The 25,142-nt window shown below is 70.5% G+C and carries 21 protein-coding genes; 10 read left to right on the plus strand and 11 right to left on the minus strand.

What is annotated here, in order from left to right:
• The first annotated feature begins 65 nt into the window (after nt 1-65).
• A complete protein-coding gene (locus tag NE236_RS36240) occupies nt 66-1,676 on the plus strand; it encodes a carboxylesterase/lipase family protein (RefSeq protein ID WP_252846764.1) in 1,611 nt (536 codons plus the stop codon).
• Nucleotides 1,677-1,810: 134 nt separating this feature from the next.
• On the opposite strand, the gene NE236_RS36245 is transcribed toward NE236_RS36240, so the two are convergent.
• Nucleotides 1,811-2,455: a hypothetical protein gene (locus NE236_RS36245; RefSeq protein WP_252846765.1), complete on the minus strand. Its 645-nt coding sequence runs from the start codon at nt 2,453-2,455 to the stop codon at nt 1,811-1,813.
• A gap of 320 nt (nt 2,456-2,775) precedes the next feature.
• On the opposite strand from NE236_RS36245, the gene NE236_RS36250 reads away from it, so the two are divergent.
• On the plus strand, nt 2,776-3,213 hold the full coding sequence (locus NE236_RS36250; RefSeq protein WP_252846766.1) for a peptidase inhibitor family I36 protein: 438 nt from the start codon (nt 2,776-2,778) through the stop codon (nt 3,211-3,213).
• 75 nt (nt 3,214-3,288) lie between these two features.
• Nucleotides 3,289-3,477: a hypothetical protein gene (locus NE236_RS36255; protein ID WP_252846767.1), complete on the plus strand. Its 189-nt coding sequence runs from the start codon at nt 3,289-3,291 to the stop codon at nt 3,475-3,477.
• 162 nt (nt 3,478-3,639) lie between these two features.
• On the opposite strand, the gene NE236_RS36260 is transcribed toward NE236_RS36255, so the two are convergent.
• The 7 genes from NE236_RS36260 to NE236_RS36290 all read right to left on the minus strand — a co-directional run bounded on the left by NE236_RS36260 (nt 3,640) and on the right by NE236_RS36290 (nt 14,007).
• Complete coding sequence (locus NE236_RS36260; protein ID WP_252846768.1) at nt 3,640-6,876, minus strand: NACHT domain-containing protein; 3,237 nt, start codon at nt 6,874-6,876, stop codon at nt 3,640-3,642.
• An 82-nt stretch (nt 6,877-6,958) separates the two neighbouring features.
• Nucleotides 6,959-8,155, minus strand: coding sequence for a hypothetical protein (locus tag NE236_RS36265; RefSeq protein WP_252846769.1), 1,197 nt, complete (start codon nt 8,153-8,155; stop codon nt 6,959-6,961).
• Between the two features lie 160 nt (nt 8,156-8,315).
• Complete coding sequence (locus NE236_RS36270) at nt 8,316-9,515, minus strand: L,D-transpeptidase (RefSeq protein ID WP_252846770.1); 1,200 nt, start codon at nt 9,513-9,515, stop codon at nt 8,316-8,318.
• Nucleotides 9,516-9,733: 218 nt separating this feature from the next.
• A complete protein-coding gene (locus NE236_RS36275; protein ID WP_252846771.1) occupies nt 9,734-10,987 on the minus strand; it encodes a PP2C family protein-serine/threonine phosphatase in 1,254 nt (417 codons plus the stop codon).
• A 73-nt stretch (nt 10,988-11,060) separates the two neighbouring features.
• Nucleotides 11,061-11,897, minus strand: a complete 837-nt coding sequence (locus NE236_RS36280) for an ABC transporter ATP-binding protein (protein ID WP_252846772.1) — start codon at nt 11,895-11,897, stop codon at nt 11,061-11,063.
• A 35-nt stretch (nt 11,898-11,932) separates the two neighbouring features.
• Nucleotides 11,933-12,973 (minus strand): FecCD family ABC transporter permease, encoded by a 1,041-nt coding sequence (locus tag NE236_RS36285; protein WP_252846773.1) that lies wholly within the window; start codon nt 12,971-12,973, stop codon nt 11,933-11,935.
• A complete protein-coding gene (locus NE236_RS36290) occupies nt 12,970-14,007 on the minus strand; it encodes a FecCD family ABC transporter permease (protein ID WP_252846774.1) in 1,038 nt (345 codons plus the stop codon). Before NE236_RS36290 ends, NE236_RS36285 begins: the two co-directional genes overlap by 4 nt.
• A gap of 124 nt (nt 14,008-14,131) precedes the next feature.
• Here NE236_RS36290 and NE236_RS36295 point away from each other — a divergent pair, with 124 nt between their 5' ends.
• The 6 genes from NE236_RS36295 (at nt 14,132) to NE236_RS36325 (ending at nt 22,202) form a co-directional block, all read left to right on the plus strand.
• Nucleotides 14,132-15,154, plus strand: coding sequence for an ABC transporter substrate-binding protein (locus NE236_RS36295; RefSeq protein ID WP_252846775.1), 1,023 nt, complete (start codon nt 14,132-14,134; stop codon nt 15,152-15,154).
• Nucleotides 15,151-16,002, plus strand: coding sequence for a siderophore-interacting protein (locus NE236_RS36300; RefSeq protein WP_252846776.1), 852 nt, complete (start codon nt 15,151-15,153; stop codon nt 16,000-16,002). Before NE236_RS36295 ends, NE236_RS36300 begins: the two co-directional genes overlap by 4 nt.
• 17 nt (nt 16,003-16,019) lie before the next feature.
• A complete protein-coding gene (locus tag NE236_RS36305) occupies nt 16,020-17,486 on the plus strand; it encodes a pyridoxal phosphate-dependent decarboxylase family protein (protein WP_252846777.1) in 1,467 nt (488 codons plus the stop codon).
• Nucleotides 17,470-18,783: a lysine N(6)-hydroxylase/L-ornithine N(5)-oxygenase family protein gene (locus NE236_RS36310; protein ID WP_252846778.1), complete on the plus strand. Its 1,314-nt coding sequence runs from the start codon at nt 17,470-17,472 to the stop codon at nt 18,781-18,783. The genes NE236_RS36305 and NE236_RS36310 overlap by 17 nt, the downstream gene beginning before the upstream one ends.
• Nucleotides 18,780-21,179, plus strand: coding sequence for a GNAT family N-acetyltransferase (locus NE236_RS36320; protein WP_308209196.1), 2,400 nt, complete (start codon nt 18,780-18,782; stop codon nt 21,177-21,179). Before NE236_RS36310 ends, NE236_RS36320 begins: the two co-directional genes overlap by 4 nt.
• An 84-nt stretch (nt 21,180-21,263) precedes the next feature.
• Entirely contained in the window at nt 21,264-22,202 is a 939-nt protein-coding gene (locus NE236_RS36325) for a dihydrodipicolinate synthase family protein (protein WP_308209197.1), read from the plus strand.
• 157 nt (nt 22,203-22,359) lie between these two features.
• Here the strand turns inward: NE236_RS36325 and NE236_RS36330 are convergent, their stop codons facing one another.
• Nucleotides 22,360-22,974 (minus strand): DUF6199 family natural product biosynthesis protein, encoded by a 615-nt coding sequence (locus NE236_RS36330; protein WP_252846780.1) that lies wholly within the window; start codon nt 22,972-22,974, stop codon nt 22,360-22,362.
• 175 nt (nt 22,975-23,149) lie between these two features.
• Entirely contained in the window at nt 23,150-23,914 is a 765-nt protein-coding gene (locus NE236_RS36335) for an NYN domain-containing protein (RefSeq protein ID WP_252846781.1), read from the minus strand.
• A 90-nt stretch (nt 23,915-24,004) separates the two neighbouring features.
• Between NE236_RS36335 and NE236_RS36340 the strand changes: the two genes are divergently transcribed.
• Entirely contained in the window at nt 24,005-24,403 is a 399-nt protein-coding gene (locus NE236_RS36340) for an aldehyde dehydrogenase family protein (RefSeq protein ID WP_252846782.1), read from the plus strand.
• Here NE236_RS36340 and NE236_RS36345 read toward each other — a convergent pair.
• Nucleotides 24,331-24,984: a hypothetical protein gene (locus NE236_RS36345; protein WP_252846783.1), complete on the minus strand. Its 654-nt coding sequence runs from the start codon at nt 24,982-24,984 to the stop codon at nt 24,331-24,333. The genes NE236_RS36340 and NE236_RS36345 overlap by 73 nt on opposite strands.
• Nucleotides 24,985-25,142 lie beyond the last annotated feature (158 nt).

Consider the following 25,142-nt stretch of genomic DNA (forward strand, 5'->3'; position numbering starts at 1 on the left):
CTCCGGCGATCCGCCTGGGCGCCCCGGCCGCCGAGGCTCTGAGCAGTCGAAGAAGGAGCCTGCTCATGCCTTTCAAAGTCCCCGCGGCGCTCGCGTTCGCCGGCGCCGCGCTGTTGATCACTTCCTGCACGGCCGCCGCGACGCCCGCCGCGAACGGCCGTACCGGATGCGGCGCGACGACGTCGCTCGGCGCGATCGCCGGCACCGCCCAGAACGGCCTGTGCGTCTTCCGGGGGATCCGGTACGCCGCGCCGCCGACGGGGCGGCTACGGTTCCGTCCGCCGCAGCCGGTGACGCGCTGGCGCGGAACGCTCAAGGCGACGGACGACAAGGCCGTCTGCCCGCAGGACCGCGACACGCTGTCGGAGGACTACCCCGACGGGCGCACGCTGTTCACCGACGAGGACTGCCTGCGCCTCAACGTGTGGACGCCCGCACCCGACCGCCGCAGGCGCCCGGTGATCGTGTTCGTCCACGGCGGCGCCGGGCGGTACGGCACGGCCAACGAGGCGCGCTACGACGGGGCGACGCTCGCCGCCCGGGGAGACGCGGTGGTGGTCTCCCTCAACTACCGGCTCGGCGTGCTCGGCTGGTCGGAACTGGGCGGCCTCGACCCGTCCTACAAGGGATCGGGCAACAACGGCCTGCGCGACCAGATGACCGCGCTGCGCTGGGTCCGGGATCACATCGCGGACTTCGGCGGCGACCCGGCCGACGTCACGGCGGTCGGGGAGTCCGAGGGCGCGTTCTCGCTCAGCGCCATGCTGGCCACCGACCACCCGGAGCGGCTGTTCCGGCGGGTGATCCTGGAGAGCGGCAGCGGTGCCCTCGTGCACTCCGCCGCGTACGAGCGCAAGGTCGCCTCGGACCTCCCGGTGAAGAGCGTCGACGCGCTGCGCCGCATGTCGACCCGGCAGCTCCTGGAACTCCAGAACACGGTCATCGACAAGAGCGCACCCGGCATCCTCGGCGGCACCTACTTCGGCCCGTACATCGACGGAAACCTGGTCCGTGGCCCGGTGATCGAACGCGTCGCCCGGGGCAACGCCAGGGGGGTCGACCTGCTGACCGGCACGAACCTGGACGAGATGAACTTCTTCGGCCAGCTCGGTCCCGAGGCGATGGCGGCGATCGCGCGGCAGTACGACGCGGTGTTCTTCCCCCGTGAGCTCGCCGCGCGCCGGAAACGCATGGTCGCGGCCTACCGGAAGGGACGGTCGGCCACCGACGCCGCGATGGCCATGTTCACCGACCAGGGCATGCGCGTCCCCGCCGCCCGGCTCGCGCAGGCGCAGAGCCGGTGGCGGCCGACCTACCTGTACGAGTTCGGCTGGCGCCCGACCACGGAGTACGGGGCCGTGCACACGATCGAGCTGCCGTTCGTCTTCGGGACGTTGCGCTTCACAGGCGTCCTGGGCGGCGAGAAGGCGTTCCAGGCCGACCGGACCCGCCTCACCGCCCTGTCGGACCAGATGATCGACGCCTGGACGTCCTTCGCCCGCACCGGCGACCCGAACGCACGGCGCACGGTCCGGCGCCCCGCCTGGCCCGCGTACCGCGCTTCGGCGCGCGCGACGATGATGTGGAACGTCGGCGCGAAGGTCGAGAACGACCCGCGCGGCCGCGAACGTGCCCTCTGGGACGGCTACCCGTTCACCGCCCTCGACCTGGCGTGACCCCCGGCACGACCTGACGCTGAGCACGGCCCGGGCACCGCCCGGGCCGTGTCCTCCGTCGCTTCTGCGGGCGGGAGACGCCGAGCGAGGCCCTGGCACCCGCCCGCGTCCTTCCCGGCGGCGGACGGATCCGGTCAGGCGGGGACACCCGGGGCGGGCTCCCACGGCACCGGGCGGAGGAAGCGCGTCCCGAGCAGTCTGCTGTGGTTCCACCAGTCGTCGTCCGGCGCGTCGAGGCCGTCGACGACCAGCCGGGCCGGCGGGAACGGCCGCCCCTCGCGCAACTGCGCCAGGTCCGTCAGGCGGGCCCGGTCGGCGGCGAGATCGCCGGGCCGATCGAGGCTGCCCAGCGCGGCACGCAGGTCCCGGTAGTACTGCTCCTCGTCGATCAGCACCGCGATCTCGTAGAGTTCGATCGTCACGAACCGGCCCGGCATGGACGCGACGGCCTCGCGCAGCAGCGCGGCGTGATCGTCCAGCCGCCCTGCTCCCTCGAAGATCTGGTGCAGCGCCGGCAGGGCCGCGTCGAGCTGGGCGAGCGCGCGTTCCTTCGGCGCGAGCGGCGCCGTGGTCTCGATCGGCCCGTCGTCGTCATCGTCGTCGTCCGGCGGCAACGTCGCGGTCACGAGGTCGGGCGGCCGGAACATCGCCAGCCACAGCAACGGCACGCAGTAGACGTCCTCGGCGAGCACCTGATGCTCGAGGCCGGGGATGCCGACCTCCCATCCCGGGTTGATCCCGTCGTGGTCACCGACGAACAGATAGGACCGATTCGCCATGACCGGCGACCTTAGCGCCCGCCACCGACAGCATTCGGGCGCAGCTCGTCCAGATGGGCGATCCATTAGCACTAGGGAGGCCCGGCCGACAGGGTCCCAGGACCCAATTCATGGACATCCTGATTGGGTCTTGAAGACTATCTAGACGGTCGATGACGGGACCGTTACGGGACGTTGTCATTTTGTGTATCTGGCGGCTAAGATTCACAACGGCCACTCAGCCGGATTTCCATGGCCAGGCCGGATCCGAGTCCACGTCGCGGGCTCTCGTCCGCCTTTGAGGAAGTCGTCGAGGCGACCAAAGCGATAAGAGGAAGCTTATGAAAAAGATGACCGGTGGCGCACTGCTCGCTGGACTCGTCCTCCTGGGCCTGTCGGGTGCACCTGCCGCCCAGGCCGATTCACGAAACGCCTCCGACATCGCCCACGTGACGTCTACTAAATACCTCTGCATCTACCAGAACGACAACTACGGGGGCGGCAGGTTCTGCGTCGCGCCGCGAGGCTCAGGCTTTACAACCGTCGACCTGCCGGGAAAGCACTGGCAGAACAAGAGCGGCCGGGTCGATAACGCGGCCAGCTCGATGAAGAATGCTACGCGATGCAAGGCCCGGCTTCGTGACACAAGGTATTATGGCGCTAAAGAGTATTACGTAAAGCCTGGCCCTAACTCCAATGACGCGGACCTGACGAAGAACAAAAATAATCCCAGGTTCGACAACAAGACTTCTCAGATTGTCATCGACTGCCCCCGGTGAGCCGACACGAGTAGGTGATCGAGGCCGGGTTCGAGGCGAGCTCCGTGGTGGGATGCGGCGGGGACGTCGCCGTCAGTGATCGTCGCCGGGCTCGTCGTACTCGAACCGCGAGGCGGGCTGGAAGGGCCCGGTGACGATCTCACGGATGAACCGGCCGGAGTCGAGCACCTCCTCCGCGGTGACCTCGAGCGTGAAGTCCTGGCCGGGCTGGATGAGGACGTACGGCTCATCTGGCTCGACGCCCCTCCGCTCGACGAGCCCTGATGGCGAACCCTCACGTTGAGTTCGGGACTATCGCCGTTCGAGGTCATCGCAAATGGGCGATAGTCCCGCAGTCAACGGAGGGGCGACGTCGGATCCGCCCGGTCAGCCTCCGCCGACCGATACTCCCACGGTGGCACCGCTAAAAGATCTTCAGATGACGCATTAGCGGGAGCCGGCGGTGCGCGCCCTTCCCGCCGCAGCGACGCGCAGCCCGGGGGTCAGCCGGCCGAGGTCGGCGTCCGGCCACCGCTGCTCGATCGCCTTGACGAGCGCGACGACCAGATCGCGACCGTCGACGCCGTGGCCGGGTCCGCCGTCGTCAGGCAGCCGCCGCCACAGGTCGTTGATCGCCTCCAGGTACACCTCGTTCGGTCGCACGGTGTTCGCCTGCCGCAGCAGGTCGACCACCGTCGCTGCCGAGAGCCTGCCCACGTCGTCGCGCAGACGCAGCAGGACGAGCCGGTGCAGCTCCGGAAAGGCGGCCACTGCCTGGAGGCATCCGCTGTAGACCGCCGCGCGTTCGTGATCGGGCGCGCCCCGCGTGTGGTCGAGCCGCGCCAGCTGGTGAGCGGGCAGGATCGCCGTCTCGTCGTCCGTGCTCCACCGGACGCGATCGCCCATGGTCTGGAAGAACGGCACGGACTGGAGGAAGAGCATCGCCGTCCGCCAGTTCGGCAGGAACGCCATCCTCCTGACGAGGAGCCCGACGTCGCTGGTGGCGGGCACGCGCAGGTCGTAGGAGCCGGCGGGCTCGCCCGACAGGAAAACGTCGTAGTCGGTCGACTCCGGCCGCGAGCCGGGCGGTGAGATGGCGAAGGCATCGATGACCGACACCGCGGACCCGTCCTCCCTGCTCAGGTGGATCCGGAGGTCGTCGGCGAGTCTCACCCTGACCCGGATCGTCTTCACGATCCCGTCCCACTCCGAAGAGGACAGCTGCGCCTTCCAGAGATGACTCAGCTGCACCCATCGTTCGGCCACAGCGGCGCCGGAACCGGGGAACATCTCCGCCACGGTGATCCCCTCGCCGGAGAGGAGGACGAGAAGGACGGTGAGGTTCGCCGAGTAGGCGGCGAGCCGCCGCGTGACCGGGTGCCCGACCGGCTCGTAGGCGGCGTACGACCTGCCGGTGTGCGGGTACAGCGCGCCGTCGAGGAGCTGCAGCAGCAGCGTCCTGCGCGGCTCGTGGTCCGCTTCCGGGGTCCGGCGGAGCAGCTCGCCGAGGAAGCCGACGATCGGCGCGCGTTCGGCCACGCACGCGAAGGACAGGAGCGCGAAGAGGAAGCCGTCGTCCAGCCGGCCGCCGGATGCCGTCGACCGCGCGCTCGTCACCTCCTTCACGGCGACGAGATCGCCGAGTGCCCGGACGGTCAGCCAGGCGACCAGGAACTCCCCGAAGGTGGGATGCAGGAACTCGTAGCTCCGTGTCCGCTGGTCCTGTACCCGAGCCTCCGACCGGTGGATGAAGAAGAACCTGCCGGTGACACGCTGCGCCGGGCTGAGTGCCGCCTCGTCGGCGTCGGTGGTCCCCTCCCGTTCGGGCAGCAGGACGGCGAGGTCGCGGTCGAGTTCGTCCTCGGAGGCGGTCTGCCGGCCGCGGGTGAACATGGCGGCCGCGGCGACGGCCAGGCGCTCCAGTTCCGCTTCGGCGAGTCTGCGCTGGGCATCGGAGGGCAATGAGGCGTTGCGCGGCGACTTTCGTATCTCCCGGAACGCGAAGTCCATCAGCAGGGCCTCGTACAGCCCCGCCTGCCCGATGCTGGTCATCCCGGCCCGCAGCGCGTCGTCGTTCGCGTCGAAGATGGCGAGCATGAGCAGGAGGAGGGGCTGCCGGGCGAGTTCACGATGGGCGAGCACGGTCTCGGCCGGGAGCGCCCGCCGCCCCCGCGCCGCGAAGATCTCCGCGTTGTGCCGATTCCAGACGTCCAGCCAGTAGCGCACTTGGTCGTCAGTGAAAGGCTGGAGCTGCAGCGCGATGCTGCCCGCCGGATACCGTACGCGGTCGGCGACGACGGTGCGGCTCGTCAGGATGACGGCGACCGGATGCCCGATCGCGAGCTGCCGCCGCTGCAGGTCGCGCACCTGCTCCAGATAGTCGTACCGGTTGACGCCCGCTGCCTGCAGCATCTCGTCGAAGCCGTCGAGCATCACGACCGGCAACGCCCCGCCCGCCGAATCGAGCAGGTCGGGCAGTGCCACCCGTTCTCCTGACTGGTGGAGGATGGCCTGCTCGATCTGTTCCTGGATCAGTGATTCGGCGGCGACGTCGCGCAGCTCGACCCGGATCGGCAGGAAGTCCTCCTCCGGGAGTCGTGCGGCGAGGACCTCGGTGAGCTTGGACTTGCCCGACCCGGGTTCGCCGAGGACGACGAGGGGCGCCTGGACCGCGCGAGGTGAGGTGAGATAGCCGGAGAGGAAGGCATCGGTGTAGGGCGCCGGTTCCCGGTGCTCCCACCACTCCTGCCCCGCCGGGGTGTCCCCCGGCCGCACCTCCGCCACCTTGCAGCGCGGATTGACGTACGCGTCGCCGAGAGACGGCAGGACGACCCCTTCGGGCGTCCGGCCCGCAGCGACGATCGGCTCCGCGAGCGCCGCGCGGTAGCTCCGGAGGAGGTGGCGGCGCGGCCGGTCGCCCGCCCGGCTCGCCGCCATCTCGGTGAGGATCCTGCCCACCTCGGACAGGCCCGCGCCGAGCGCGTCGATCCGGGTCAGGTTGGCCCAGACCTCGAACTCCCGGTTGTCCGCGGCCAGCCGCCGGAACGCCTGTTCGTAGCCGTTCAGGGCGGCTGGCGGCACGGCCATGACCGCCCGTGTCAGGCGGGTTCGCTCAGGACCCGCGAGGGCGTCCCAGGCGGCGACGCCGCGGGCGAAGGTCGTGAGCCGCCTCGACATGAGCTCGTACGTCGCCGTGATCGCCGCCCGCGTGCGCTCGTACGGCACGTGCGGCTCGGGCAGCGGGAGCCGGTCGTTGACCAGCCCGTCGATCAGGTCGGCGCCCCCACGTGCCGGAGCGGTGCCGGTCGCCTGGGCGACCTGCTCGGCGGCGGTCAGCTCCAACCGGTCGAGCCCGATCGGAAGGTCCGCCTGCTCCAGCGCCTCGAAGTAGGAAGACACCACGAGGACCGCGTGGGCCGCGGCGAGCCGCTGCGTGCGGTCGTAGCGGGACACGCCGCTGCGGCGCTCCGAGATCCGGCGGACGGTCTCGTGCCCGAACCTGACGATCTCCTCTTTCAGATCGAACAGGTTGAGGGGGGCCGACACGTCGTGCCCGGTGGCCAGCGCCGTCACCGTCCACGTCGCCAGCCCCGCCGCCGCGAGCCGGTCGACGATGCCGATCAGGCGACTGTGGCGGCTGCCGAGGATCTTCAGGGCGTCGGCGTAGGTCAGCGAATCTGACACACGTGCTCCCGGCGTGAGGGGGAAGGTGCTCCCATCATCACCCAGGGAGCGGAAGGTTCCCACGACTGCGAAGACGTAGTCCTCAGTGATCGTCGCCGGGCTCGTCGTACTCGAACCGCGAGGCGGGCTGGAAGGGCCCGGTGACGATCTCACGGATGAACCGGCCGGAGTCGAGCACCTCCTCCGCGGTGACCTCGAGCGTGAAGTCCTGGCCGGGCTGGAGCGAGCGCCGGCCGATCACGACGGAGCGCCGGACGCGGTAGATCGACGCCCAGGGCGAGCAGTAGTACATCGAGCCGCTCCGCACGACGTCGCCGCGTTGCAGCGCGGCGTTGATCTGCTCCTGGAGCCGCAGCGTTCTGGCGGGGTCCGGGTCGTGCCGCCACATCTCGTTGATCGACCGGCCGGCCTGGGCGTCGCGCTGCCAGCGGTGCAGGGAGTCGGGGTCGGTCAGGCACCAGGGGTCGAAGCCGGCGCCGCCCGGAAGCGGCAGCCTGGTGCCGGAGGGGCCGCCCGCCGCCCCCTCGCTCCAGCCGTACGTGCCCAGCAGGCTCGGCATCGCGATGAGCTGGCCGAGGTGGTAGTACGCCCCTAGGGCGTGCTGCAACCGCTGTTCGATGATCGCGTGGAGCTCCTGGCCCGCCCCGGGTTCGAAGACGTGCGCGGCGTAGTCGGCGACGGACGACGCCTCCGCGGCGATCTGGCGCAACCGGGCGATGTCGGCGCGGTGCCCGTCCTGGCCATCGGTGATGTCGAACGCTCCGAGGGCGGTCTCCACGTGCTCCCGGATGGCGGCACCGGCCGCGATCATGGCCTCCAGGTGCGTGGCGGGGCACGGCTCGACCTCGATCCAGCCGGGCAGGTCGGCCGGCAGGACGCCCCCAGGGTGGGGCAGGTAGTCCGGATTGGCCGCGGCCTGGCGGTTCAGCGAGAGCCAGCCCTCGACCTGGCCGAAGAACGCCCAGACCTGCTCGGCCGTCACCCGGGGGAGGTACCCGACGGTGCGCGTGTCGGCGCGGTAGTCGGCCTCGATCATCTTGTCGCCCAGGGTCTGCAGGACGTAGGCGTTCCACGCGTACAGCTGCTGGGCGGCCGCCGCGACCGGGGCGTTCCAGGCGTCGATCTCCTGGGCGGCCAGGTCGCGGCGCACGGCCTCGGCCTCGTCGAGCGCCTGGTAGACGGCGATCCCGGCCTTCTGGATCGACTCGATCGTGTTCGCGGGGACCTCCTTCTTGAACCCCGCGACCATGCGCGTCAGCAAGCCCGGATTGACCGCCATCTCTCTCCCGTCATCCCCGACTGCGCTCTTCGCCGTCCTTCGACGCGGTCACCCCGAACCGCGTTCCATGATCGTAAAGGACGTGATCGGAAAAGAAGGCGGCGGGGCCGCTCGGCCCCGCCGCCGTCAGTCCGCGCCGGCGTCCCGGCGCCGTCCGTCGTCAGTTGTGCGCCGGCGTGCCCGTGCCGGAACCGGCGGTCGCCGTCAGGGGCGTCGTCGTCACCGGCTGCTTGAGGGCGCCCTCCTTCATCCACTTGGTGAAGGACAGCTGCCAGTAGCCCCAGCCGTTGTTCCACTCGAGGTCACGCGTCGTGCCGCTGATGACGACGACGTCGCCGCGGTTGCTCAGTTTGAAGAACCACTGGGCGCCGGCGGGCGTCTGCCGGACGCAGCCGTGACTGCAGTTGCTGTGCCCGAGGCACCCGTACTCGCCGGGGCTCTGGTGGAGGTACTCGCCGCTGTTGCTGATCTGCACGTCCTTGTAGACCAGTTCGTGGTAGTACCCGGGCTCGCCCTCCTTGATGTTCGGCGAGGTCATGGTGACCACCGGGGACTTGCCCATCGCCAGGTGGACGCCGCTGGTGGTGCGGAAGTCGTTGCCGTGGGAGTCGGCGCCGCCCATGCCGCCGCTGACCGGGATGGTCTTGGCGAGCTTGCCGTCGACGTAGACCTTGCTCTTGTGGGTCTTGAGGTTGACCTTCGCGATGTGGGAGGCGCCGATCGAGAAGTTCTTCGTGACGTCCTTGGTGCCGTACACGCCGGACGCGGCGCGAACGCCGGACAGGTGCGCGACGAGGCTGACCTTGCTGTGCGCGGGCCAGTACGCCTTGGTCCGGAAGATCACCTGCTGGTTGGTGATCCAGCGCCACGCGCCCTCCATCGGGGAGGTCGAGCGCACCTCCAGGGCCTTCTCCACCGCCGCCCGGTCGGTGATCGCCCGGTCGAAGCTCACGGTGATCGGCATGCCGACGCCGACCGTCTCCCCCGCACTCGGCGTCACGTCGCTGACCTTCACCGTCGAGGACGCCTTGAGGGTGGTGAACTTACTCGTGACCGTCGCGACCTTGCCCGCCGCGTTCTTCGCGGTCGCCGTCACGGTGTACGCGGTGCCCGGCTTGAGCGCCCACTTGGTCTTCCAGCTCTTCTTGTCGGCGGCCAGGACGCCGTCGACGGTGCTCTGGCCGGCCTGCACGCTGACCTGCTCCAGGACGCCGCTGTCCGCCGTCACCGTGACGCCCTTGTCCGGGCGCACCTTGGAGGCGCCGCTGGCCGGTGTGATCGCGGCCGCCGCGTCTGGGGCGTTGGCCGACTTGCCCGCCTGAGACGCGTCACCGCTCGATGAGCATGCCGCGGCCAGCATGAGAACCGCTCCGGCCCCCGCCGTAGTGATCAATCGACCCGATCGCCTGATGCGCACTGATGACCCCACTTCGCGCAGAAGATGCGCACCTGAGAGTGAAAGAGGAGGTGCGCATCGGTAGATCCCCGGTAATTCGAGCATCATAGTATCGATCATCGGCAATTAATCTGGCAATCGCCGTTTTTGAGACTGTTGACCGGCGAAACGGTAGTACGGCCTCAGAGGCGGACGATGACGAAGGCAATGTCGTCGGCGCCGCCACCCGCGACCTCCAGGTCGGCCAGAACGGCGTCGGCCAGCGGTTCGGGAGCGAGCGCGACGTGCCGGGCGAGGCTGTCTGCCAGCCGTTCCAACCCCACGTCGATGTCCTCGTCATGGTGCTCGACGAGTCCGTCGGTGTACAGGGCGAGGACGCTCCCCGCCTCATAGTCCCGGGCGGCCTGTGGCCGGGGGAGGTGGAGCGGACGCGCGCCCAGCGGCGGGTCGGTGGCCTGGTCGAGGAACTCCGCCGTACGGTCCGGCCGGACGAGCACGGGTGGGAGATGCCCCGCGCAGCTGTACTCGATCCTCCCGGCGTCCCGATCGATGACGGTCTGGACGACGGTCGTCAGGAGCGCGCCGTCGACGCACCGGGCGTACCGGCCCAGGATGTCGAGGGCCTGGGCGGGTCCCTCGACGACGCGGATGGCGGCGCTGAGGGCGCTGCGCAGCTGGCCCATCACGCCGGCCGCCGACAGGCCGTGACCGACGACGTCGCCGACGGCGACGCCGATGCGGCCGTCGCTCAGGTCCACCATGTCGTACCAGTCGCCGCAGACGTTCAGGGAACTCACGGCCGGCAGGTAGCGGACCGCCGAGTCCGGATGCCGCGGCGGGTCGACCGCGGGCAGCATGGCCTGCTGCAGCGCGAGCGCGACCCTCCGCTCACGGGCGTGGGCGCGCCTCAGCTCGTCGTTGAGCTCCTGCAGTTCCTTGGCGCGGGCGTAGAGCTCGGCCTCCATGTCCTCGCCACGCTCGCGCAGGCCCCTGGCGCGCCCGCCGCGCCTTAGCCGGTGCCGCTCCCGCTCGCGGACGAACGCGGTCACGTCCTCGACACGGTGGATCAGCCACGCGACCGTGCCGTCCGCTTGCAGTACCGGAGTGTTGATCGGACTCCAGTACCGCTCCTCGAACACGCCCGGCCGACCGGGGACCGGGATGTCGTACTTCTGGGTCGCCATGGTGTCCCGCCGCCCCGTCGCCAGGGCCCGGTGCAGGGACGCACTGAGGTTGCGGGTCCCATCAGCGCGGGGATCCGCCGGATTGTCGGGAAACGCGGTGAAAATGTACTGACCGAGCAGGTCGGCCCGTTCGCGCCCCGTGGCGTCCAGATAGGCCTGGTTGACGTCGACGATGATCAGGTCGGGTGAGAGAACCAGACATGGGCTGGGCGCCGCGGCGAACAGGGCTCTGTAATCAATGTCCTGTTCCATCACGTGCTCTCAACGTGCATGCCCCTTCACGACAATCTACGGGATCCGCCCGGGAAACCCCAGCATGGGCGACCTATCGTCGGTGTGCTGCGGGGACGACCAGGGGGGTTCCGGTCTCCGGGTCGTCGATCACGCGGCACGGCAGGCCGAAGACCTCCTCGACCCGCTCGGCCGTGACGACCTCGGCGGGTCCTCCCTCGGCGACCACGCGGCCGTCGCGCATGGCGATCAGGTGGTCGGCGTAGCGGGCCGCGTGGTTCAGGTCGTGCAGGACGGCGACGAGGGTGCGGCCCTGCTCCCGGTGAAGCCGCGCGCACAGGTCGAGGACGTCGATCTGGTGGGCGATGTCCAGGTAGGTCGTTGGCTCGTCCAGGAGGAGCAGCGGGGTCTCCTGGGCGAGGGCCATCGCGATCCAGACGCGCTGCCGCTGACCGCCGGACAGCTCGTCGACGTAGGCGTCGGCCAGGTCCGCCACGCCGGTGGCGGCCATCGACTCCTGGACGACGCGCTCGTCATCGCGGGACCACTGGCGGAACAGGCCCTGGTGCGGATGGCGGCCGCGCGCCACCAGCTCGGCCACCGTGATGCCGTCCGGGGCGATCGACGACTGCGGCAGCAGCCCGAGCGTCCGGGCCACCGTTCGCGTGGGTCGCGCGTGGATGTCCCGTCCGTCCAGCAGGACGGTGCCCGAGCGCGGCTTGAGCATGCGGGCGAGCGCGCGCAGCAGTGTGGACTTGCCGCAGGCGTTCGGGCCCACGACGACCGTGAAGGACCGGTCGGGGATGGCCACGGTCAGCCCCTCGGCGACGGTCCGGCGTTCGTACGCGAGCGTCAGCGCCCGCCCTGCCAGCCGGGGCCCACCGCCCTCGGCCCTCTCGTGCTCCCGTTCGCGCGTGCTCTCGTGTGCCACGTTCCCTGCTTCCGTTGTCGAGGTGCCGGAGGTCTTCACGGCCGTCCCGCGCGACGCCGGCCGGCGAGCAGCCCGATCAGGTAGACGCCGCCGAGCACGCCGGTCACCACGCCGACGGGCAGCCGGTGGCCGGGGATCAACCGTTGGGCGACCAGGTCGGCGGTGACCAGGAGGGCCGCGCCCATGCACAGGGAGGGCAGCAGGTTCGGGCCCGGTTCGCGGGTCAGGCGCCGGGCGAGCTGCGGAGCGGTCAGCGCGACGAACGCGACCGGGCCGGTGGCCGCGGCGGCGAGCGCGCTGAGCAGGACTGCCGAGGCCAGCAGCGCCAGGCGGACCCGCTCGACCCGTACGCCGAGCGCCGTCGCGGCGTCGTCGCCCATCTCCAGGATCCGCAGCCCCCGGGCGCAGCCGAGCAGCACGATCGGCACGACGACGATCATCGCCGCCAGGAGGGGGGCCAGGTCGCCCCAGCCGCGTCCGTCGAGGGTGCCGGTCAGCCACAGGACGGCGCGGGCGGCGTCGGGGATGTTCGCGCGGGTCAGCAGGTAGCCGTCGATCCCCGTGAGGGTCGCGGCGACGCCGATGCCGACCAGGACCAGCCGGCTGCCGTGCAGTCCTTCGCGCCAGGCGAGCAGGTAGATCGCGGCCCCCGTGACCAGTCCCCCGGTGACCGCCCCGGCCGCCAGCGCCAGTCCGCCGCCGCCGATGACGACGATCACGGTCAGGGCCCCGGCCGCCGCGCCCTGGGTGAACCCGAGGAGGTCCGGGCTGCCCAGCGGGTTGCGGGCCAGGGCCTGGAACGCCGCGCCGGAGAGCGCCAGCGCTCCGCCGGCCGCGAGCGCCGTGAGCACGCGCGGCAGCCGTACCTGCTCGACGATGAAGGCGTCGGCGGAGGTGCCCCGCCCGAGGAGCGTACGCACGACGTCGGCCGGGCTCATCGGATAGTCGCCGCCGCCGATGGCGAGGACGGCGACGACCAGGGCGACCAGGACGCACGCCGCCCCGACGGCCAGAGGGCGCGGCCGCAGCCGTACCGAGAACCCGCCGGAGGTCCGGATGACGATCGCCTCGCTCACGCGCCGGCCACCCGTCGCCGCCGGACCACGGACAGGAAGACCGGGCCGCCCGCCACCGCGGTGACGATGCCCACCTGGACCTCCCCCGGCCGGCCGAGCACCCGCCCGAGCACGTCCGCGCCGAGCAGTGTCACCGGTGCCAGCACCGCGCAGTACGGCAGCAGCCGGCGCAGGTCGGGGCCGGTGAGCGCGCGCACGAGGTGCGGCACCATCAGCCCGACGAACACGATCGGCCCGCACGCGGCGGTGGCCGCTCCGCACAGCAGCGTGACGGCGACGATGGCGCCGGCGCGGGTGCCGGTGGGGCGCGCGCCGAGGGCGCGCGCGCCGTCGTCGCCCAGGGCGAGCGCGTTGAGCGGGCGGGCGAGCACGGCGGTGAGGAGCACCCCGGCCGCGACGAACGGGGCGACGCCCGTCACGGTGGAGGGCCGCGCGGTGGCCAGCGAGCCGACGGTCCAGAACCGCATGGTGTCCAGGGAGGCGGTGTCGAGGAGCTCGACCGCGCTGACGTAGGCGTACAGCGCCGCGTTGACGGCCGCCCCCGCCAGGGCCAGCCGCCCCGGCGTGGCGGCGCGTCCCCCGCCGACGGCCCAGACCAGGGCCGAGACCGCACCCGCCCCGGCGAAGGCGAACCAGACGTACCCGCCGAGGGACGTGACGCCGAGGAAGGTGATCGCGGAGACGACGGCGGCCGACGCTCCGGCGTTGATGCCGAGCAGCCCGGGGTCGGCGAGCGGGTTGCGGGTCAGCGCCTGCATCACCCCTCCGGCCAGGCCGAGCGCGACGCCGGCCAGCAGCCCCAGGAGAGTGCGCGGCAGCCGGGTCTGGCGGACGACGGTGTAGGCGGGGGCGTGCGGGTCGAGGAGGCCGTGCCACACCTCGCCGAAGGAGAACTCCCGTGCGCCGATGGCCAGGCTCGCCGCGACCACGACGAGCAGGAAGAACAGCGCGGCGAGCGGCCCGGCCGGGCGCGGGGGCCGCCGTCCTCCCGTCGGCGGCGCGACCGGCGGCCTCGATGACTTGGTGACAGACACGTATCAGCTCCGCTGCGGACCGAGATCACGGTCACACTGGACAACACCAACTTAGGTTAGGTTAACCTAAGTTCGATCTTCCGGCCCAGACCCCCTCTCCCCCTCGACGAAGGAAGGCAACGCCATGCCCCATGCCCGGAACCCCCGGATGTCCCGTCGCGGCCTGCTCGCCGCGTTCGGCGGAATCGGCGCCGGAGCGCTGGTCACCGCGTGCGGAGGAGGCGGTGGATCGGGCCCGGCGAAGGGCGGTGGATCCTGGGCGTTCACCGACGACCGCGGGCGTAAGGCCGGCGTGCGGGGCCGCCCGCGGCGCGTCGTCGCCTATGTCGGAACGGCCGCGGCCCTGCGCGACCTCGGCGTCGGGGATCAGATCGTCGGGGTGTTCGGACCGACGAAGCTCAAGGACGGCCGGCCCGACCCCCTCGCCGGCAGCCTCGACGTCGGCAAGGTCACGATCCTCGGCAACACCTTCGGCGAGTTCAACATCGAGAAGTACGCCGGGCTGCGCCCCGACCTGCTGGTCACCAACATGTACCTGCCGAACGCCCTGTGGTATGTGCCCGACAACAGCAAGGACAAGATCGCCGCGCTCGCCCCGAGCGTCGCCATCACCGCCGCCAAGGTGCCGCTGACCGAACCCCTCCGGCGGTACGAGGAACTGGCCGCGGCCCTCGGCGCCGACCTGAAGGCCCGGCAGGTCACCGACGCCAAGACCCGGTTCGAGCGGGCGTCGGAGACGCTGCGCGCGGCGGCCAGGGCGAACGGCGGGCTCAAGGTCATGGCCGCGTCCGCGAGCCCCGACCTGTTCTACGTCTCCGACCCGAACGCCAATGCCGATCTGCGCTACTTCCGCAGCCTCGGCGTCGACCTCATCGTCCCGGGCAAGGTCAGCGCCCAGGGCTTCTTCGAGAGCCTGAGCTGGGAGAACGCCGACAAGTACCCGGCCGACCTTCTCCTGCTCGACAGCCGGACCTCCGCGCTGCAGCCCAAGGACCTGGGGGCCAAGCCCACCTGGGCGAAGCTGCCCGCCGTGAAGGCCGGCCAGATCACCCCCTGGCAGAGCGAGCCGCGGTTCAGCCACGCGGGCTGCGCGCCGCTCATCGAGTCCCTCGCCGCGGCCGTCCAGAAGGCGAAGAAGGTCCGGTGAGCACCACCCCCACCTCGGCACCCTTCCGTTTCTTCGACCTTCGCGTCGTACGGACCGAACGCCTCGGCCCGTCCATGGTCCGGATCACGTTCGGCGGCGATCCGCTCGCGGAGTTCGCCGGGGGCGGCCGTGACCAGCGTTTCAAGCTCTTCCTCCCCCACCCCCACCAGGACGCCCCCGTGGTCCCCACCGACGCGGGCGAGGAGTGGTTCGCGCGCTGGCGGACGATGGACCCCGCCGTACGGGCGGTGATGCGCTCCTACACCGCGCGCGAGCAGCGCCGGGACCCCTGCGAGCTGGACGTCGACTTCGCCCTCCACGGGGACGGTGGACCGGCCTCCCGCTGGGCGGCCCGCGCCGCCGCCGGGGACCGTGTCGTCGTGCTCGGCCCGGTGACGCCCGACAACGGCGGCGTCGACTTCCGGCCGCCTCCCGGCACCGACTGGATCCTGCTCACCGGGGACGAGACCGCGCTGCCCGCCGTCGCCGGCATCCTCGCCTCGCTGCCGGCGGGCACCCGGGCGCGCGCGTGGATCGAGGTGCCGCACGCCGCCGACGTCCAGGACCTGCCGACGGACGCGGACGCCGAGATCACCTGGCTCGTCCGGGACGGCGCCCCCTCGGGCCTGATCCTGGACGCCGTCCGGGCCGCCGCACTGCCCGCCGGCACCCCGTACGCCTGGATCGCCGGCGAGGCCGGCGGCGTGCGGGCCCTGCGCCGGCACCTCGTCGGCGAACGCGGCCTCGACCGCCGCGCGGTCGTCTTCACCGGCTACTGGCGCCGGGGCGCGACCGAGGAGGACCTGATCGCCGAGGCCGTGGCCGGCACCGCCCCCGCCGACGACTGACCTGGGAAGGACGACCCGTGACATTCACGTCGCCCCTGCTCGACGCCCACACCGCCGAGCTCTACCGCAGCCTCGTCACCGCCGGCGTCGGCCGCGTGGCGGACCGGATCGCCTCGGCGGACCGGCCGTTCACCGGGATCACCCCCGGCCGGCTCGCCGAGGAGGTGTCCGCCGTCGACCTCGACCGGCCGCTCGGCGACCCGACCGCCGCCCTCGATGAACTCGACCACCTCTACCTGCGGGACGCGGTCTACTTCCACCACCCCCGCTACCTCGCCCACCTCAACTGCCCGGTCGCGATCCCCGCCCTGCTCGGCGAGGCCGTGCTGTCGGCGGTCAACTCCTCGGTCGACACCTGGGACCAGAGCGCCGGCGGAACTTTGATCGAACGCCGCCTGATCGACTGGACGGCCGGGCGCCTCGGCCTCGGCCCGGCCGCCGACGGGGTGTTCACCAGCGGCGGCACCCAGTCCAACCTCCAGGCCCTGCTGCTGGCCCGCGAGGAGGCGTGCCGGCGCGCGGACGCCCCGGCGCGTACCGATGTGCTGCCCCGCCTGCGCGTCCTCGCCTCCGCGTGCGGCCACTTCAGCGTCGTCAAGGCGGCCCGGCTGCTGGGGCTGGGCGAGGACGCGGTCATCGGCGTTCCGTGCGACCGGGACCGGCGGATGCGGCCGGGCGCGCTCGCCCGCGAACTCGACCGCTGCCGCCGTCAGGGCCTGCTGCCCATGGCCGTGGTCGCCACCGCCGGGACCACCGACTTCGGCAGCATCGACCCGCTGCCGGAGATCGCCGAGATCTGCGTGTCGGCGGACGTGTGGCTGCACGTGGACGCGGCCTACGGCTGCGGGCTGCTGGTGTCGCGCCGGCGCCACCTGCTCGACGGCGTCGAGCGGGCCGACTCGGTCACCGTGGACTACCACAAGTCGTTCTTCCAGCCGGTCAGCTCCAGCGCGGTGCTCGTACGGGACCGGGCGGCGCTGCGGCACGTGACCTACCACGCCGACTACCTCAACCCCGCGCGCAGCGCCGCACAGGGCCTCCCCAACCAGGTCGACAAGAGCCTGCAGACGACCCGGCGGTTCGACGCGCTGAAACTGTGGCTGACGCTGCGGATCACGGGGGCGGACGCCGTCGGCGAACTCTTCGACGCGGTGATCGACCGGGCGGCCGAGGCATGGGCGCTGCTGGACCCCGACCCGCGCTTCGAGGTCGTCGTACGGCCCCGGCTGAGCACCCTGGTGTTCCGCTACGCGCCTCCCGGCGTGAGCGACGACGCGCTCGACCAGGCCAACCTGCACGCGGCCGCCGCGCTGTCCGCCTCCGGAGCGGCCGTCGTCGCCACGACCGTCGTCGACGGCCGCCACCACCTGAAGTTCACGCTCCTCAACCCGCGCACCACCGTCGTCGACGTCGCCGACGTCCTCGACCTCCTCGCCGGACACGCCCGCGCCTACCTGGGAGACGACCTTGCCCACGCCTCATGACTTCGTCGCCATCGGACTGGGCCCCTTCAACCTCGGCCTCGCCTGCCTGACCGACCCGATCGACGAGCTCAACGGAATCTTCCTGGAGAGCGAGCCGGAGTTCGCCTGGCACCCGGGAATGCTGCTGGAGGGCGCCACCCTGCAGACGCCGTTCCTCGCCGACCTGGTCACGCTGGCCGACCCGACCTCGCCGTTCTCGTTCCTGAACTACCTGAAGGAGTCGGGGCGCCTGTACTCCTTCTACATCCGCGAGAGCTTCTTCCCGCTGCGCACCGAGTACGTCGACTACTGCCGTTGGGCGGCCGGCCGGCTCTCCACGATCCGCTTCGGCCACCACGTCACGGCCGTGGAGTACGACGAGGCCGAGGAGGTGTACGTCGTCCACGCCGACCGCAGGGCCACCGGCGACCGCGCGACCTTCCGGGCGCGGAGCCTGGTCCTGGGCACCGGGACGCCGCCCCACGTCCCGGACAGCTGCCGCGACCTGCCCGGCGACGCGATCCACGCCTCCGACTACCTGCGGCACCGCTCGTCGCTGCGGGAGAAGCGGAGCGTCACCGTCGTCGGCAGCGGCCAGAGCGCGGCGGAGATCTACCACGACCTGCTGCAGGACGTCGGCCGCCACGACTACGAGCTGAACTGGGTGACCCGATCGCCCCGGTTCTTCCCGCTGGAGTACACCAAGCTGACGCTGGAGATGACGTCGCCGGAGTACACCGACTACTTCCACGCGCTGCCCGCCGCGACCCGCGACCGGCTCTCGGTGGCCCAGAAGGGCCTGTACAAGGGGATCAACGCCGACCTCATCAACGAGATCTTCGACCTGCTGTACCGCCAGAGCCTCGACCGCCCGTGCCCGACCCGGCTGCTGACCAACACGGCGCTGCGGGAGGTGCGCCACGACGCCGGGACCGGCGCGTACACCCTCGGCCTGCGCCAGGAGGAACAGGGACGGGACTTCACCCTCGCCACCGAGGGCCTGGTCCTCGCGACCGGCTACCGCTACCAGGTCCCCGCCTTCCTCACCCCGGTCGCTGACCGCATCCGCTGGGACGAGTCCGGGCGCTTCAAGGTGCGCCGCGACTACACCGTGGACACGGCGGGCGGCGGCGTCTACGTCCAGAACGCCGAACTCCACACGCACGGCTTCGTGGCGCCCGACCTGGGCATGGCCGCGTACCGCAACTCCTGGATCATCCGGGGCCTGCTGGGCCGCGAGCACTATCCGATCGAGACGTCCATCGCGTTCCAGGAGTTCGGGGTCCCCGCCGCGTCGAGGGAGGTCGTCTCCGCATGATCGTGTTCTCCCGCACCGACGACCGGCTCGGCGAGTTCGCGCTGCGGCCCGTGGACCCGGCCGGCGACGCCCCGCTCGTGCACCGCTGGGTCGCCCACCCCAAGTCGGTGTTCTGGATGATGGGCGACGCCACCCTGTCCGACGTGGTCGCGGAGTTCGAGACCATCGCGGCCCGGCCCGGTCATGACGCGTTCCTCGGCCTGCACGAAGGCCGCCCGGCCTTCCTCGTCGAACGCTACGACCCGCGCCGGGAGCTCGGTACCGCGTACGAGGCGCGCCCTGGCGACGTGGGCATGCACTTCCTGGTCGCACCGGCCGACACGCCGATCCACGGCTTCACCCGCGCCGTCATCGTCACCGCCATGGAGCTGCTGTTCGCCGACCCGGAGACCCGCCGAGTGATCGTCGAACCGGACGTCCGCAACACGGCCGTGCACGCCCTCAACGCGCAGGTCGGCTTCGAGGTCGTCGGCACCGTGTCGCTCCCGGAGAAGCGTGCCCTCCTGAGCGTCTGCACCCGTGACCGGTACGAGGCGACCCGGCGCGGCGCCGACCGTCCCGACCCGGTCGCGCACCTGACCCCCGAACGCTGGGCCCACGCGAATCGGATGCTCGTGCGCAAGGCCCTCGCCGAGTTCGCGCACGAGCGGCTGCTGACCCCGGAACGGCTGCCCGACGGGCGGTACGCCGTGCGGAGCGACGACGGCACCGTCGAGTACCGGTTCGCGGCGCGCGTGCTGGCGCTGGACCACTGGGAGATCGACGCGGACTCCATCACCCGGTGGCGGTCCGGCGCCGAGCTCCCCCTGGACGCGCTCGACCTGATCCTGGAGCTGCGCCACACGCTCGGCCTCACCGACGAGGTCCTCCCGGTCTACCTGGAGGAGATCGGCAGCACCCTGGCGAGCAGTGCCTTCAAGCTCGCCCGGCCACCGGTCCCCGCGGCCGACCTCGCGCGGGCCGACTTCCAGACCATCGAGACCGGCATGACCGAGGGCCACCCCTGCTTCGTCGCCAACAACGGGCGCCTCGGCTTCGACCTGGCCGAGTACCACCGGTACGCCCCGGAGGCCGCCCGCCCCGTCCGCCTGCTGTGGCTGGCCGCGCACCGGGACCGCTCCACCTTCACCAGCGGCGCGGGCCTGGACCATGACGCGCTGGTCCGCGCGGAGCTGGGCGCGGCGACCCTCGAACGGTTCTCCACGACCATGGCCGGGCTCGGCCTGGACCTCGCCGACTATCACCTGATCCCCGTGCACCCGTGGCAGTGGTGGAACCGGCTGTCGGTGACCTTCGCGGGCGACGTGGCGCGACGGCGTCTCGTCTTCCTCGGGCCCGGTGACGACGAGTACCTCGCCCAGCAGTCGATCCGGACGTTCTTCAACGTCAGCGCCCCGTCCAGGCACTACGTCAAGACGGCCCTGTCCGTGCTGAACATGGGCTTCCTGCGCGGCCTGTCCGCCGAGTACATGGCGGCCACCCCGGCCATCAACGACTGGGTCGCCGACCTGGTCGCGGGCGACGAGGTCCTGAAGCGGACGGGCCTGACCGTCCTGCGGGAGCGCGCGGCGGTCGGGTACCACCATGAGCAGTACGCCGCCGCCTCCGCCAAGGGCTCGCCGTACCTGAAGATGCTGGCCGCGCTCTGGCGGGAGAGCCCAATGCCACTGCTCGGGCCGGGCGAGCGGCTCGCGACCATGGCGTCGCTGCTGCACGTCGACCGCTTCGGTGGCTCCTTCGTCAGCGCCCTGATCAACGGATCGGGGCTCGACCCGGTCGCCTGGCTGCGCCGGTACCTCGACGCCTACCTGACGCCGATCCTGCACTGCTTCTACGCCCACGACCTGGTCTTCATGCCGCACGGCGAGAACGTCATCCTCGTCCTGGACGAACGGGGAGTCCCCCGGCGCGCCGTCTTCAAGGACATCGCCGAGGAGATCGGGGTGATGAGCGCCGACCGGCCGCTGCCCCCGGCGGTCGAGCGGGTCCGCGCCGACGTGCCCGAGGACATGAAGATCCTGTCGGTCTTCACGGACGTCTTCGACTGCTTCTTCCGCTTCCTCGCCGCGATCCTCGACGCGGACGGCACCGTGGACGAGGACACGTTCTGGTCGACGGTGGCCGCGTGCGTTCTCGACTACCAGGACTCGGTCCCCCACCTGGCCGACCGGTTCGCGCGGCACGACCTGTTCGCCGAGCGGTTCGCGCTGTCCTGCCTCAACCGCCTGCAACTGCGGAACAACCGGCAGATGGTCGACCTGGCCGACCCGGCCGGCGCCCTGCAACTCATCGGCACCCTGGAGAACCCCATCGCCCGCTTCGCACCCCGTCCGGCCTCTGTGGCGAACATCACGGATACAAGATCACGCAGAACGGGGCAGGATCTCAGAAAGTAGCCCCCCCCGTGAGAGGCATGGTCAGATGACCGCGACGCGAGGCCACCGCTCCACCGCCTTGGTCCGTCAGCAGATCGGTGTCCGGTGAAACCCCCCACGGGCACATGGGCAACGGTGCTCCTGCCGCTCGACGAAGACGACAATCTGCGCTGGGAGCATGTCGGCGAGCAGGTGGACCACCTCATCGCCGCCAGCGTGGACGGCGTGTACACGGGTGGGTCGGCCGCAGAATTCTGGACGCAGAGCGAAGCGGAGGTCGATCGGCTCACCGCACTTGTGGCCGAGCGCTGCGCATCGGCAGGGATGCCGTTCCAGATCGGCTGCGCCCACCCCAGTCCACAGGTCGCCCTTGACCGGCTCCGCCGCGCCCGGGAACTGGCGCCCGCGGCGATCCAGGTGATCCTGCCGGACTGGTTCGCCGTTACCGACCGCGAGGCGATCGCCTTCCTGCGCCGGCTCGCCGACGAGGCGACACCGGTACCCCTGGTCCTGTACAACCCCCCGCATTCCAAGCGCGTGCTGACCCCAGACGAATATGGGCGCTTGTGCGATGAGGTCCCGGAGATCATCGGGCTCAAGGTCGGCGACGGGGACGATGCCTGGTACGAGGCGATGGGCCCGGTGATGGAACGTGTTTCCGTGTTCGTACCAGGCCACCATCTCGCTTCCGGCCACTCTCGCGGCGCGGCCGGCGCATACTCCAACATCGCCTGTCTGAACCCCTACGCCGCCGTGGCCTGGTGGCATGCCATCCGCGACGGCCTCTCCGCCGCGATGTCCACAGAAGCCCGCCTCAACGCCTTCCTCAGCGAGTTCATCCAGCCGCTCCAGCGCGAATACTGCAATGCCGCACTCGACAAACTGCTGGCCACGATCGGCGGCTGGTCCCCGATCGGCACACGGCTACGCTGGCCTTATTACGGCGTGCCCCCCGAACACGCCGAGACGCTGCGCGCCATCGCCCGCGAACGCCTGCCCGACTTCACCCGCACAGAACCAGGCACCACGTCGACCTCGCCCTGAGCCGCCGGCCGGCGCCCTGCAACTCGTCGGCACCCTGGAGATCCCCATCGCCCGCTTCGCGCGGCACACCGGCCGGTTCCAGCGGTATACAACGCTTTCGCTGGGCAAGAATGACGCCATGACGGGACAGGAGCACTAAGCCGGGATGGGCGCACGCTCAGCAGGACCCGCCGGCGACCGCGGCAGAGAGCTTCCAGTAGTACTCCGGAGGCACCCATGATGGCGTCTTATAGACCGAAGTCACTTTGCCGCCCCTGTTGCCGGTGACCGTCATGCACACGGCGTGCTCGCCCTTGGCCGTAATGCCGTAGCGCTCGATTATCTTTTTTGACTGCGATCCGCCTGGACTCCGTTGGGCTTCGTCACGCGAGACCGCGAGCATCACATGGTTCTTTTTTGCTTCGGCGGCATCCCGCACTGCGGACTCAACGTATGACGTGAAGACGCCATCCTTGTCGAGGGATTCGATGAGCACGCTGTCGGACTGGAGCGCGCGGGCGGCCTGGTCGGCGGCGACTCGCACCTCACTGCCGCTCCAGGAAACACTGTCTTGGATGCGATACAACTGGAAGGCGCCGAAGGCCATGAACGCCGCGACGATGAAGCAGACGGCCCGCTGGGCGATGAACGCGGAATCTGAGGGCTCATTCGCCTCGGGATTCGCATACCACCGGGCTTGGAAGCGCCACCAAAGCGTGCGCTGCTCCTGAAATCCCAGGATGGCCATGCCTACGGCCATGAGCCCAACGATTATCGGCCAGAAGAGGTTCATGCGGTTGTTGCTCCAGAGTCTCCGGCGGGTTCGGCGCCGAGTCACGCATCGAAGGCCCTGCGGGCCGACGCACTCAAGCTCATCGTCACCATATGATCACTGACAGGAGCGAGTGTCGCATATCCGGACTCGACTGCCAGCCGGTGGGTGGCCGCGAGGAGCGGCTCCCCCAGAGTCAGCTGCCCTGGCGGCGCTTGTCCCGGGCGTAGATGACCGCCTGTTTTCCGTCACCGGGGCTACGGCGGTCCAGTTCGAACAGGGTCGTGGCGGTCATCAGGTCGCTGAGTTTGGCGTATCCGTAGTTGCGGGAGTCGAAGTCGGGGCGTTGCTTGGTGATGATGTGCCCGACATTGGCCAGCGGGGCCCAGTCATCGTCGGAGGCCGCCTCCACGGCGTTGCGCAGCTGGTTCACCAGCGCGGTATCGGCCTTGAGCTTCGCGGCCGACGCCGGCGGAGCCGGCCTCAGCGACACGTCGGCGGGAGTGGCCGGGCTCGTGGCGTAGCTCAGGTTTTCGATGTAGATGAACTTGTCACATGCCGAGACGAAGGGCTTGGGCGTCTTACGTTCACCGAACCCGTACACGGTCAGACCGGACTCGCGGATCCGCGCGGCCAGGCGAGTGAAGTCACTGTCGCTGGAGACGAGGCAGAAGCCGTCGAACCGCCCGGTGTACAGCAGGTCCATCGCGTCGATGACCATCGCGGCGTCGGTGGCGTTCTTGCCCGTGGTGTAGGCGAACTGCTGGATCGGCTGAATCGACTGGGTCAGCAACGGCTCTTTCCAGCCTTTCAGGTTCGTACCCGTCCAGTCGCCGTACGCCCGTTTGACATTCGCTGTGCCGTACTTGGCGACCTCGGCCAACAAGTCCTCGACCACCGAAGACTGGGCGTTGTCCGCATCGATGAGCACGGCGAGCTTGGCAGTGTTCTCACTGACCACGGCGCTTCTCCTCGTCTCGGGGTACCGGAAGGCCAAAGTCGGACCAGCAGCCAGTGTGCAGGACGCCAGGTCGGCGCGCACTGCTCGGGCATGGCGAGTGCGATGCCGCCGGCGGCGATTCGGCTCCGGCCGCACTCGGGTACCGGACCGCGCGCCGACGGCCCGCTCGCCCCGGTCGTCGTCGTCTCCTCCTTCGAGGAGGGACTGGAGAAGGCGAGCGACTCGCGCTTCGGCCTCGCCTCCACCGTGTACACCGACGACCCGGCGCACATCGCCGCGGCGCGGGGCATCCCCGCCGGAGTCGTCTCGCGGTCGGTCGCCTATGTCGACCGCTGGGATGGCTGTGCGAGCGTCCTCAGCGAGGTACTGGAGGTAATCGTGGAAGGTCATGGCCGACGGGGTTCCTGGCTGTTGGATCATGAGTTCCACTGGTCGCAATACTCGATGTGGATCTCTCGCGCGTCGCCGAGAATGCCGTCGTTGGAGTGAAGCTCCGTGCAGAAGCGCGGGTAGCTCGGATGGACGGGGACGTAACCGGGACCGTTTCGGGCGACATCGAGGAAGTACCGGGCGGTCTCCCTGAACACCTTCGCGCTGCCGGTCATGAACAGGGTCTCGGCGTGGAGATGCTGGTGAAACAGGTCCCGGTTCTCCCGGTAACGCCGTGCTTCGCGGTTGATCACGGCTTCGCCCATGTGTGCAGAGTCGGGCAGCGTCACCGTCCTCGGACGGCCCGGGCCGAGTCGTCCGCGGACTTCCTTCCAGCGGGCGGGCGCGAACTGGAGCGAGTGATGAAGCAGGACGAGATCAAGCTGGCGCGTGCCGTCTTCGGGCAGTTCCAAGGACGGGGCCTGGTTGCCGCGCATTGGCAGGTGAATCAGTGAGCGCGGTGAAGAGGCGGCGAGCGCCCATAGGCCGCCGATTCGCCGTGCGGCGTCCTCGTCGAGGTAGGCGTCAAGGTGCCGATCGTGGTCGACCAGCACAGCGTGGACCAGTGGACGGGCGGGTCGGATGACCTTGAACTCCACTGCTCCGAAATATGCTTGATGGATGATGATGGACAGTTTCATTGGTTCTCCAGAATCCTAGAACTCCGGCGAACCGAAGGGTGCAGATCGCCGAGATCACTAAGTGAACCGACCTGGGGCGGTCGCGTGGCATCAGGGCTTCCGGCCGATCCAGGCGAGCAGGGCCCTGACCTTGGTGGTCCTCAGTGGCCCTCGCGAAA

This window comes from Actinoallomurus purpureus (assembly GCF_024055795.1).
Classification (GTDB): Bacteria; Actinomycetota; Actinomycetes; order Streptosporangiales; family Streptosporangiaceae; genus Actinoallomurus; species Actinoallomurus purpureus.